The organism is Fulvimarina uroteuthidis, from assembly GCF_034321785.1.
GTDB classification, from domain to species: domain Bacteria; phylum Pseudomonadota; class Alphaproteobacteria; order Rhizobiales; family Rhizobiaceae; genus Fulvimarina; species Fulvimarina uroteuthidis.
On record NZ_JAXLPB010000002.1, the window covers coordinates 269,581 to 281,430 of the forward strand.

Annotated in this window: 8 protein-coding genes and 2 pseudogenes; 7 read left to right on the forward strand and 3 right to left on the reverse strand. The window is 66.1% G+C overall.

The window, feature by feature from the left end:
• Nucleotides 1–11: 11 nt before the first annotated feature.
• Nucleotides 12–728: a transcriptional repressor LexA gene (lexA, locus tag U0C82_RS06270; protein WP_322186223.1), complete on the forward strand. Its 717-nt coding sequence runs from the start codon at nucleotides 12–14 to the stop codon at nucleotides 726–728.
• On the opposite strand, the gene U0C82_RS06275 is transcribed toward lexA, so the two are convergent.
• Nucleotides 722–3,262, reverse strand: a complete 2,541-nt coding sequence (locus tag U0C82_RS06275; protein ID WP_322186224.1) for a ComEC/Rec2 family competence protein — start codon at nucleotides 3,260–3,262, stop codon at nucleotides 722–724. The genes lexA and U0C82_RS06275 overlap by 7 nt on opposite strands.
• Nucleotides 3,263–3,370: 108 nt before the next feature.
• On the opposite strand from U0C82_RS06275, the gene gltX reads away from it, so the two are divergent.
• The 3 genes and pseudogenes from gltX to U0C82_RS06290 all read left to right on the forward strand — a co-directional run.
• Nucleotides 3,371–4,795 carry a glutamate--tRNA ligase gene (gene gltX, locus U0C82_RS06280; protein ID WP_322186225.1) on the forward strand — a complete coding sequence of 475 codons (1,425 nt, stop codon included), beginning with the start codon at nucleotides 3,371–3,373 and terminating at the stop codon, nucleotides 4,793–4,795.
• Between the two features lie 165 nt (nucleotides 4,796–4,960).
• Nucleotides 4,961–6,253, forward strand: coding sequence for a citrate synthase (gltA, locus tag U0C82_RS06285; RefSeq protein ID WP_322186226.1), 1,293 nt, complete (start codon nucleotides 4,961–4,963; stop codon nucleotides 6,251–6,253).
• A gap of 105 nt (nucleotides 6,254–6,358) precedes the next feature.
• Nucleotides 6,359–6,909: pseudogene (locus tag U0C82_RS06290) on the forward strand (integrase core domain-containing protein); the annotation flags it as partial.
• Between the two features lie 46 nt (nucleotides 6,910–6,955).
• Here the strand turns inward: U0C82_RS06290 and U0C82_RS06295 are convergent.
• Both U0C82_RS06295 and U0C82_RS06300 read right to left on the reverse strand, forming a co-directional pair.
• Nucleotides 6,956–7,186: pseudogene (locus tag U0C82_RS06295) on the reverse strand (IS3 family transposase); the annotation flags it as partial.
• Nucleotides 7,187–7,305: 119 nt separating this feature from the next.
• Nucleotides 7,306–8,049, reverse strand: coding sequence for a GntR family transcriptional regulator (locus tag U0C82_RS06300; protein ID WP_322186227.1), 744 nt, complete (start codon nucleotides 8,047–8,049; stop codon nucleotides 7,306–7,308).
• A 156-nt stretch (nucleotides 8,050–8,205) separates the two neighbouring features.
• Between U0C82_RS06300 and U0C82_RS06305 the strand changes: the two genes are divergently transcribed.
• Genes U0C82_RS06305 through U0C82_RS06315 form a run of 3 tightly spaced genes read left to right on the forward strand, consistent with a single transcriptional unit; the run spans nucleotide 8,206 to nucleotide 11,817 of the window.
• Entirely contained in the window at nucleotides 8,206–9,411 is a 1,206-nt protein-coding gene (locus U0C82_RS06305; protein ID WP_322186228.1) for a CaiB/BaiF CoA transferase family protein, read from the forward strand.
• 48 nt (nucleotides 9,412–9,459) lie between these two features.
• Complete coding sequence (locus tag U0C82_RS06310) at nucleotides 9,460–10,761, forward strand: TRAP transporter large permease (RefSeq protein WP_322186229.1); 1,302 nt, start codon at nucleotides 9,460–9,462, stop codon at nucleotides 10,759–10,761.
• 18 nt (nucleotides 10,762–10,779) lie between these two features.
• Nucleotides 10,780–11,817 carry a TRAP transporter substrate-binding protein gene (locus U0C82_RS06315; RefSeq protein ID WP_322186230.1) on the forward strand — a complete coding sequence of 346 codons (1,038 nt, stop codon included), beginning with the start codon at nucleotides 10,780–10,782 and terminating at the stop codon, nucleotides 11,815–11,817.
• Nucleotides 11,818–11,850: the final 33 nt, after the last annotated feature.

Below are 11,850 nucleotides of genomic sequence, written 5' to 3' on the forward strand. Positions count from 1 at the left end.
CTCCGATCCGTATGCTGACGCGCAAGCAGCACGAACTTCTGTCCTTTATCGATCGGCGTTTGACCGAGACCGGGGTGCCGCCCTCGTTCGACGAGATGAAGGACGCGTTGGACCTCAAGTCGAAATCGGGCATTCATCGCCTGATCACGGCGCTGGAGGAGCGCGGGTTCATCCGCCGCCTCCCCAACCGCGCACGCGCGCTCGAAGTGTTGAAGCTGCCCGAGGCGATGCGCCGGACCGAGGCCCAGACCCCGCCGCCGCGCGGGTTCAAGCCGAGCGTGATCGAAGGCTCCAAGGGGGCTCGCACCCGGCCGGACGAGGCGGGAGGCGGCCGTGCGCCCGGCGCCAATATCTCGATCCCGGTGATGGGCCGGATCGCCGCCGGCGTGCCGATTTCCGCAATCCAGCACAACACCCATTCGATTTCCGTTCCGCCCGACATGTTGCGGGGCGGCGAGCATTACGCGCTAGAGGTCAAGGGCGACTCGATGATCGAGGCCGGCATCCTCGACGGCGACACGGTCGTCATCCGGCGCGGCGATACGGCGAACCAGGGCGAGATCGTCGTCGCGCTGGTGGACGAGGAAGAGGCGACCCTCAAGCGGTTTCGCAAGAAGGGCGATACGATCGCGCTCGAAGCGGCCAATCCCGCCTACGAGACGCGGATCTTCGGGTCGGACCGGGTTCAGGTCCAGGGCAAGCTGGTGGGCCTCATCCGCCGTTACTGAGGGATCGACCGCCCGCCCGTTTCGGCCGCGGCCGGGCCGGTGGAGGACGTTGACCTGTCGCGATCCGGCGTGCCGGACGGCGCCAAGGGCGGGTTCGCGTCCAACGCGTCCGATCGCTGCGCAACGGAAGATGTCGTTGCCGCCGCCGGCAGCGTCGGGACGGGGCCTTTGCCGCCGGACGACGCGTCGCGGATCGGCGGCGCCGCATGCGCGCCCGCGTCCGGCGCGTCCGGCCTAGGCGCAAGGGGCGGGTCCCTCGGCGCCGGATTCTTCCAATATTCCGGCCAGGCAGCAAGGCGGTGCCGGTTCCACGGCGCCGGGTCTTCCGGGATCGAACGCTCGATCAGGATGTCGCCGGAGGCGCGGTCGCGGCGGATGGCGAGCGAACCGGTGCGTCTCAGGGTCCTGAAGGTCACGAGATGGGCGCCCGACCGGCAGCGCGTCTGGCGTGCGGCCCGCGCGACGATGGCGATGTCCGCCGCGTCGCACGCTTGGCCGAGAAGCCGGTAGTCGGTGGTATAGGCGATCTCGATGCCGCTGCCGGTCGAAAAGCGACAGAGCTGCGACGCGCAGTCGTCCAGGCCTTGCAGGCTGCCCCGTTCCACACCGCCGGCAAGAAAGGCGCGGTCCCATTGATCCGCGACGAAGCCGTTGGGCCGCTTTGCGGAATAAAGAATGTCCCCGTCTTCGAGGACCGCGAACGTCTTGCCGTCCTCGAAGATCAGGACATCGGGCCGTTCCAACGGTATTGCGGCGAACGCAAAGCCCAGCCCGGCGATCGGAACCGCTCCCCATCGCAGCCGTCCGACCGGGACGCAGAAGACGAGAAGCGCGAGCGTCATGGCGATGAGCGCCAGCGGCGAGACGATGCCGGTCGGCTGGTCCGGCAGCCATTGGCTGAGGCGGACCGCGACCCCTATCAGAACGTCGAGCCCGAACCCCATGACGGCAAGCGCCGGGGAATCGAGGCCGAAGGGCATCAACACCACGCCGATCAGCGCCATCGGCATGATGAGAAGCGCGAACAGAGGCATGACGGCGACGTTCGCGACGAGGCCGAACGGGGCGAAACGCTGAAAATGGTAGATCGAATAAGGGGCCGTCGCGAGCCCGGCGATCAGTGCGGTGGCCGCCGTTCCGGCAATGTAGATCAGAACCGACCGGGCGATGCCGCCCGAGGGCGGCTCGGTGCGCCCGCGGGTGCGCCACCGCATGTGCTTGTGGCGCGTGTAGGCGCCGAAAACGCCGACGAGCCCGATGGTCGCGGCGAAGCTCATCTGGAAGCTGGCGGTCAGCACGGCGTGCGGACTGAGCGCGAGGATGACGATGGCGGCGATCGAGACGTTGCGCATCGTGATGGCCGGACGGTCGGCGAGAACCGCGAGCAGCATGACGAGAAGCATGAGATAGGCCCGCTCGGTCGCAACGCTCGATCCCGACACGACGAAATAGAAGGATGCGACGAGGATCGCGCCGACGGCCGCCCATTTCTTGATCGGCCAGACGAGGGCGAGGGGACCGAACAGGGCCAGCCCCCGGCGGATCGACATCATGGCAAAGCCGGCGACGAGCGCGACGTGGAGCCCGGAAATCGCCAGAATGTGGGCAAGCCCCGTGGCGCGCAGGGCTTCCGTCGTGGCTTCGTCGATTCCCTCACGCTGCCCGGTGACGAGGGCGGCGGCGACGGCGCCCGGCTGGCCTGGAATCATCGTGCGAATGCGGTCGGTCATCGCGCCGCGCAACCCGGCGATGCCCGTCCGGGCCCGGTCGATAAGGCCTTGCCGCGCTTCGGCCATATCCTGACCGGTGTTTGGCCGCGGCGAGCCGAGTGCGAAACCGTAGGCGCCGAGACCGTCGAAATAGGGGGCGAACGCGAAATCGTACGCGCCGGGAAAGGCCGGCCCGGCAGGGGGACGCAACCGGACGAGCCCCTCGTAGCGATCGCCGGGCGCCATGATCGCGTGCCCGGCGCGAACCACGATGCGGGCGCGCTGCGGCGGCCGCGAAAGCGCGGGGCGCAAGGTCTTCTCGATGTCGACGAGATAGCGCGAGCGGCCCTTTTCGTCGATCTCGTGACTGGCGATCCGTCCCACGACGAAGACGGTCGCCTCGCCGGAAAACACCGTCGTGCCGGTTCTCCAGATTTCGGCGTGGGAGAGTGCCATGCCGGCCAGGAGGCCCGCCAGGACACGCATCGCCGCCGTGCCGCCCATTCTGCCCGACAGGTGCCGGATCGCCATGAGAAGCCCGAGCAAAAGCGCGGTCAGCGCCAGCACGCCCCGGGAGGCGCCGAGGCCATGGACGGCGGTCGCTCCGGCCGCCATCGCGATCGCGACCATATGGAAGTCCGTTCGGTAGGCACGCTCGGTGCGCCATTCGGCGGCGAGCCAGGTTCCGATCCCCGAAAAACCGACGACCGGGGGGCGGCGGGCGAACCGCGCGAGAAACGCCGCCGCCCCGCCCATGCGATCGCGCACGAACCGGATCGGCCCGGCGGAGCGGCCCGTCTCGGGCAGGGTCTGCGGATCACGCACGCGGCAAGGGTCCGTTTCTTGTCACCACCGTCCGCTATGCTACACACGCCTTCGACAAAGCGGAACGATCTTCCGTGTAAATTGCACCTCTCGATGAATGGAGCATCCATGACGGACGGCGTCGTTACCCGTTTTGCGCCCTCGCCAACCGGCTTTCTGCACATTGGCGGCGCCCGCACCGCCCTGTTCAACTGGCTCTACGCGCGCGCCAAGGGCGGGCGGATGCTGCTGCGCATCGAGGACACCGACCGCGAGCGTTCGACCCCCGAGGCGGTCACGGCGATCATCGAGGGGCTGAAATGGATGGGGCTCGAGGCCGACGGGGACCCGGTCTCGCAGTTCGAGAGCGCAGGCCGCCACCGGGCGGTCGCCGAGGAGCTGCTGGCCAGGGGACAGGCCTACAAGTGCTATGCCACCCAGGACGAACTCGCGCAGATGCGCGAGACGGCCCGCGCCGAAAAGCGGCCGCCGCGTTATGACGGGCGCTGGCGCGACCGCGATCCGTCGGAAGCGCCGGCCGGCGTCGATCCGGTCATCCGCCTGCGCGCGCCGCTCGACGGAGAAACCATCGTCGACGACGAGGTCCAGGGCCGAATCACCTTCAACAACAAGGAGCTCGACGATTTCGTCCTGCTGCGCTCGGACGGCTCGCCCACCTATATGCTCGCAGTGGTCGTGGACGATCACGATATGGGCGTCACCCACATCATTCGCGGGGACGACCATCTGACGAACGGGGCCCGCCAGACCCTCATCTACAAGGCGATGGGCTGGGACGTGCCGGTGATGGCGCACATTCCGCTGATCCACGGCCCGGACGGCGCCAAGCTCTCCAAGCGCCACGGCGCGCTCGGCATCGAGGCTTACCGCGCCATGGGCTATCTGCCGGTGGCGCTGCGCAACTATCTCGTTCGGCTCGGCTGGAGCCATGGCGACGAGGAGATCATCTCCACGCAGGACATGATCGCCTGGTTCGACGTCGGCGACATCAACAAGGGCGCGGCGCGTTTCGACTTCAAGAAGCTGGAAGCCGTCAATGGATGGTGGATCCGCCAGTCGGACGACGAAACCCTGACCGATGCCCTGATGGGCGAACGCGACGCACTGCCGAACGGCGGCATTCTGAAGACGCGGAGCGACGCCGAGACGCGCGCCATGCTGCTCGCCGCCATGCCGGGCCTGAAGGAGCGCGCCAAGACCCTCGTCGAGCTCGCCGACAGCGCGACCTATCTTTTCGCCGCCCGTCCCCTGCCGATCGAGGACAAGGCCGAGGCGATCCTCGCCGACGGCGGGCGCGAGACCATCGCCGGGCTCACGCCGCGTCTCGAGGCCGTGTCCGAATGGGCCGTCGAACCGCTCGAGGCGGCCGTGCGTGCCTATGCGGAGGAGAAGGACATGAAGCTCGGCAAGGCGGCCCAGCCCCTGCGGGCCGCCCTGACCGGCCGCACGACCTCTCCCGGCGTCTTCGACGTCCTGGCGGTGCTCGGCCGCGACGAGTCGCTCGCCCGGCTGAAGGACCAGGCGGCGGGCTGACCCGCAGGCCTTGCAGGCTTCTCGCCTTCGATGAAACATACTGCACTGCAACGGCGCCAACTTGTTCCGTTGGTTCGGATGAAGTAGGCAATGCCTGAGACAACTTGTGCGCTGCGAAAGATCGACGGATCTTGCCAAAGTAGCCGCGAACGGAAGGGGAAATGCATGACGGACCAGTCCGCCAAATTCACGCTCGGTTCGGAAAACGCCGAACTTCCGGTCCGCTCGGGAACGATCGGCCCCGAAGTCGTCGACGTCACACAGCTTTACAAGGATACCGGTCTCTTCACGTTCGATCCGGGCTTTTCCTCGACCGCATCGTGCGAATCGAAGATCACCTATATCGACGGCGACGAGGGCATCCTGCTCCATCGCGGCTATTCGATCGAGGAACTGGCCGAGAAGGGCGATTTCCTCGAGACCTGCTACCTGCTGCTGTACGGCGAGCTGCCGACGACGCGTGAGAAGGAGGATTTCGTCTACCGCGTGACGCGCCACACCATGGTGCACGAGCAGATGAGCCGGTTCTACACGGGCTTCCGCCGCGACGCCCATCCGATGGCGGTGATGGTGGCCTCGGTCGGCGCGCTCTCGGCCTTCTATCACGATTCGACCGATATCGCCGATCCGCACCAGCGCATGATCGCCTCGCTGCGCATGATCGCGAAGATGCCGACGATCGCGGCGATGGCCTACAAGTACCATATCGGCCAGCCCTTCGTGTATCCGCGCAACGATCTCGATTACGCGGAAAATTTCCTGCACATGTGCTTCGCGGTGCCGTGCGAGCCCTACGAGATCAACCCGGTTCTCTCGCGCGCGATGGACCGCATCTTCACGCTCCACGCCGATCACGAGCAGAACGCCTCGACCTCGACGGTGCGTCTCGCCGGCTCCTCGGGTGCCAACCCGTTCGCCTGCATCGCCGCCGGCGTCGCCTGCCTCTGGGGGCCGGCCCATGGCGGGGCGAACGAGGCGGCGCTCAACATGCTGATGGAAATCGGCACGAAGGATCGCATTCCCGAATTCATCGAGCGGGCCAAGGACAAGAACGATCCCTTCCGCCTGATGGGCTTCGGCCACCGGGTCTACAAGAACTACGATCCGCGCGCCAAGATCATGCAGAAGACCTGCCACGAGGTGCTCGACGAGCTCGGCGTGCGCGACGATCCGCTTCTCGAAGTCGCCATGGAACTGGAGCGCATCGCGCTGACGGACCCGTACTTCGTCGAGAAGAAGCTGTATCCGAACGTCGATTTCTACTCCGGCATCACGCTGAAGGCCCTCGGCTTCCCGACGGCCATGTTCACCGTGCTCTTTGCCGTGGCCCGCACGGTCGGCTGGATCGCCCAGTGGAAGGAAATGATCGAGGATCCGAAGCAGCGCATCGGTCGTCCGCGCCAGCTCTATACGGGCGCGCCCCGGCGCGACTATGTGGGCGAGAACGAACGCGGCTGAACCTTCGCTTCATCGATGATCTGACGAACAGGCCCGGGATGAATCATTCCGGGCCTTTTTCGTGGTGTGTTTCGGAGCGTTTTCCGGGCGGCAGGCCTGTGAGGCAGGTCAGGGAGAGCCGCGCCTGTGCCGTCAGCCAAGCCGGTTGGCGTGCCCCTGGCGCCGAACGAGCGCTGATCGCCGGACTTCGTCGCCGACCCGTTCACCGATGCGCGCCGCCTCAGGATCCTTGCGAGCGTTGATGACTGCACGCGCGAGAACCTGGCCCAGGTCGCCGATACCTCGCAATCCGGCGCCCGCCTGGTTTGCGGATTGGACCCGGTCTTTGCTCTGCATGGGAAGCCAAAGATGATCGTCCCGGACAATGGCAGCGAGTTCACCTCGAACGCCATCCTGGCCTTTGCGGACAGGATGCGCATCGACTGGCATACCATCGCGCCGGGAAAGCCCATGCAGAACCGCTTTATCGAAAGCCTCAACGGCCGCCTACGCGACGAATTGCTCAATGAAACGCTGTTTTCGTCGATGTCCCAAGCCCGGCAGAAGCCGGCTGTTTGGCAGGCCGACGCCAACACATCGCGCCCCCTTCAGGAATTGGTTGGAGCACTCCGACCGCCTTCGCCGCGACCGTCCCTCGTCAGAACATTTCGCGCAGATCGCTGCGGAGATTAGCGGAGAGCGGGCCTCGTCTCTGTTTGGGTTTTAAGCGGCGAGCTTGCGGTGCTGCAAGCGCCGATGTTCGATTGTTTCTTGCCTGATCCTTTCGCGCTTTTTGATGATGGCGGATGCCCTGCCGAAGTAGGCGTTGGCAGGCGTCACCTTGTCGAGGCTCTCATGGTAGCGCCGATAATTGTAATGCTCGACGAACTTCCCGATCTGGGCCTCGAGATCGCCGGGCAGGAAGTAGTTTTCGAGCAGAATGCGGTTCTTCAGCCGATCGAACATCGGCAAGGGGGCGTTGCACTTCGCTCCGGACCTCAGGCTCGATCCCCGACGCCCGACCTGTCGAGCTTCGGCTGGAACGTGCAAGATCCCCTGGCGGGCGGCGGGCTTCAGCCGGACTGCGGGAGGCCCGCCTTCGACAGGGTGTTGCGGGTTCCAAAGACGTGCGAGCGCATCACCGCTTCCGCCCATCGCGGATCGCCCGCCTCGATCGCCGTGATCAGCATGCGATGATCGCTCATCGCGCGCGCGAAATCGTTGCGCGGCAGGGTCGTATAAGTATTGGTGATCAGGCCGATATCCATCAGGCGCGCCGCCGAATCGGCCAGAACCGCATTGCCGCACGCATCGAGGATGCGGTGATGGAACGCCTTGTTGAGACGCGAAAGGGTCTCGATCGGGGTTTCGGTTTCCTTGTCGGATCTCTCGCCCCCTGCGGCGCCGGCGGAACCTGAGCATTCGTTCGCGTCACGCGCCCTGCACGCCTCCTCCATCGCCGCCTGAAGCGATTTCAGCGCGTCGAGATCGGCCGTGGTCCGCGATCGCGCGGCAAGACCGGCCGCCGCGCTTTCGAGAAGCGCGCGAACCTCGTAGATGTCGGCGATGTCGCGCTGCGATCGATGCTTGATGACGGTGCCCGATCGCGGCGTCATGTCGACGAAACCGTCCGCCGCAAGGCGCACGATGGCCGAGCGCACGGGCGTCCGGCTCGCCCCGAAGCGTTCGGCGAGCAGTTCCTCGGTGATCTTTTCGCCGGGCTTCAGGCTGCCCTTCAGGATCCCGCGCCTGATTTCCTCATACACCCGGTCCGCCGCCCGCAACCCCGGCTTGGCCTGTCCATTCCTCGCAGACATTTCGCCCTCATTGGATACAATTACCAAAGTTTTCCGGCTTGCGACCGGGAATTGCTTGACGCATTGGATACATTGCGCAATCCTTAAAGGAAAGTATCAATCCGCCGACCGAGCGGAAAGCGGGATGTGGGAGCGTCCCGTCCAGGGAGGACATGCATGAAGGCACAGCCTCGCAAGCCGCTCGACGGCATCCGCGTGCTTGAGATGGGCCAGCTGATCGCCGGTCCGTTCTGCGGCCAGTTGCTCGCCGATTTCGGGGCCGAGGTCGTCAAGATCGAGCCGCCGAAGACCGGCGACGCGATGCGGCAGTGGGGCCGCGCGGACGAACAGGGCCGCCCCCTGTGGTGGCCGGTCATTGCGCGCGGCAAGAAATCGATCACGCTCAACCTGCGCGAGAAGGCGGCCCAGGCCCTCGTGCGCGATCTCGTGAAGCAGACCGACATCCTCGTCGAGAACTTCCGGGTCGGGCGCATGGAGGAATGGGGCCTTGGCTACGATGCCCTGAAGGCGATCAATCCGCGCCTCATCATGGTCCGCGTCACCGGCTTCGGGCAGACCGGCCCCTACAGCGCGCGCGCCGGGTTCGCCTCTGTCTGCGAGGCCATGGGCGGCATGCGCTATGTCGCTGGCTATCCCGACCGCCCGCCCGTGCGCGCGGGCATTTCCATCGGCGATACCCTGGCCGGCCAGAGCGGCTTCCAGGGCGCGCTCCTCGCCCTTCAGCATCGCCACGCGACCGGCGAAGGCCAGATGGTCGACGCCTCGATCTTCGAAGCGGTTCTTTCGGTGATGGAGAACATCGTCACCGAATATGATCGCGGCGGCCATGTGCGCGAGCGCTCGGGCAGCTTTCTGCCCGGCATCGCGCCGTCCAACGCCTATCCCACCAGCGACGGGCAGACCGTCATCGTCGGGGCCAATCAGGACAGCCTGTTCCAGCGCCTCTCGAAGGTCATGGGCCGGCCCGAGCTCGGCACCGACGAACGCTACGCGACCCACCGGGCACGCGGCGAACATCAAAGCGAGATCGATGCGCTGGTCGGCGAGTGGACGTCGCGGCATACGGCGAACGAAATCGTCGACATGCTTTCGGATGCGGGCGTGCCGGCGGGTCTGACCTACCGGGCCCCCGACATGCTGGACGACCCGCACTTCGCGGCGCGCGAGGCGATCACCCGGATCGAGGATCCGGAGCTCGGACCGACGGCCATGCAGAACGTCTTTCCCAAGCTGTCCGCCTCCCCGGGCGCGATATCCCACACCGGCCCGAAACTCGGCGAGCATACCGATCAGATCCTTTCGGACTGGCTCGGCTATGACGACGCCCACATTGCCCAATTGAGGTCGGCCCATGTCGTCTGACGCTTCGAACATGGACACGAACGGCGCTTGCCCGAAGGAGATCGCGCGATGATCGAACCCATCGTCGTCGTCCTCATCCTCCTCGGCCTGATCGCGCTCGGCGCGCCGATCTTCCTGGCGCTGGGAGCCGCCGGCCTGACCGGTCTCTACATGGCCCGGGGGCCGATGGCCTTCTTCTTCGGGCCGACATCGCTGTTCGGCCAGCTCAACAGCTTCGAGCTTCTGGCCCTGCCGCTGTTCGTCCTGATGGGCGCGTTCCTGGCGGCGACCCCGGTCGGCGCGAACCTCTTCAAGGCGGCGGTGATCTGGCTGCAATGGCTGCGCGGCGGGCTTGCGATCTCCACCGTCGGCGCGTCGGCGGTGTTCGGAGCCGTCAGTGGCGTCTCGATCGCGGGCGTTGCCGCGGTCGGCTCCATCGCCGTGCCGCAAATGCTCGAGCGCGGCTATTCCCGCCAGCTCGCGGCGGGCAGCGTCGTCGCCTCCGGCGCCCTCGCCATGCTGATCCCGCCGTCGGTGCCGCTGATCATCTACGGCGCGGTCTCGTCAGTTTCGGTGGCCGACCTCTTCATCGGCGGCATCGTGCCGGGCATCTCGCTGGCGCTCGCCCTGTGCGTCTACATCTACTTCCGTGCCCTCTTCAATCCGAAGGAAGCGCCGCGCGGCGAATATGTGGCCTACAGCTGGGGCGACCGGCTTCGGGCGCTGGGCGGCATCTGGCACGCGATCCTTTTGATCGTCGTCGTCCTCGGCGCGATCTATTCCGGCATCGCCACGCCCAGCGAGGCGGCCGCCTTCGGCGCGGTCGGCGCGTTTCTCGTCGCCGTCGCGATCTTCCGCTGTCTCGACGTCAAGGGCGTGATCAAGGTCGTGGCGCAGAGCGCCCGGATTTCCGGCGCGATCCTCATAATCATGGGCTGCGCCCGCATCTTCGGCGACTATCTCAATCTCGTGCGCGTGCCCGACGCCATCACCGGCCTGCTGATCGGAACCGATCTTCCGCCGGAAGTGATCCTGATGCTGATCATGCTGATCCTCGTCGGCCTCGGCATGCTGGTCGACGCCGTCTCGCTCATCGTGGTGACGACGCCGATCCTCCTGCCGCTTATCACGACACTCGGCTACGACCCGCTCTGGTTCGGCATCATCCTCGTCATGAACCTCGAGATCGCGGTCATCACGCCGCCGGTCGGCCTCAATCTCTACACGCTGAAAGCCGTCGCGCCGATGCTGAAGATCGAGGAAATCGTGCGCTCGGTCGTACCGTTCGTGATCATCCAGTTCCTGATGCTGGCGCTCTTCGTCCTGGTGCCTTCGCTCAGCCTCTGGCTGCCGAACCTGATGAAAAACTAGAACCTGGGAGAAACTATCATGACCCTATCGAGACGTTCCGTCCTTGCCGGCACCGCCGCCCTGTCGGCCGGCGCCGCCTTCGGCTTCACCATCCGCACGGCCTCGGCCGCCGAAACCCTGACCGGCGTCACCTATCTTCCGCCGTCCTATGCCGACCTTGCCTACGGATCGCAGGGGTTCGTCGATTTCGTCACGGACAACCACGCCGACGCCGTCACGATCGACTTCTACGATTCGGGACGCCTGCTTTCGGCGGACGAGCAGCTTCCGGCGCTGCGTTCCGGCACGATCGACTTCATGTTCCACACCACGAGCTACATCACGCGCTCCCTGCCGATCCTCGGCATCACCGGCCTGCCGGGCGTCGTCGGCCCGCTCTACGAGAACCCGGACCGGTTGAAGATCGGCTCGCCGCTCTTCGAGCTGATCAATACGGAACTGAACAAGCAGGGCCTCACGGCGCTCAGCCTCGGCGGCGGCATCATGGAGCCGGAATTCATCTGGTCGACCGGCTCGCCGGGCATCCGCACCCTCGAGGCGATCGACGGCAAGAAGATCCGCGTCGTCTCCTTCGAGGCGACGAAGGCGATCGAGGATTTCGGCGGCGCGGCCGTTCGCATTCCCTCCTCCGAGCTTTATCTGGCGCTCCAGCGCGGCACGGTCGACGCGGCCGTCGCCAACATATCGACCATCAACGGCCGCTCGGTCCAGGAACAGATCAAGCAGGTGTTCACGGTTCCGGTCACCGCCTACGGCATCGGCATCTTCGTTCAGACCGATCGCTACGCGGCGCAGCCCGACGCGGTGAAGAGCGCGATGCAAGCCGGCGCCGCCTGGTTCGACGAGAACAGCGCAAAGACCGCGAACGAGGACTATTACGAGCAGCAATACTGGCCGAAGTTCCGCGAGAGCGGCGTTGAGGTGATCGAACCCGACCAGGCCGCGCTCGATCGCTTCGCCGAGGTGTCGGCGAACGTGCGCGAGGCCTGGATCCAGGAAGTCGGCGAAGAGGTCGGCAAGAAGGCGATCGCGCTGGCCATGGGCGAGAGCGCCTGACGCCTTCGACCCGCACGGCGAAAACAGGTCCGG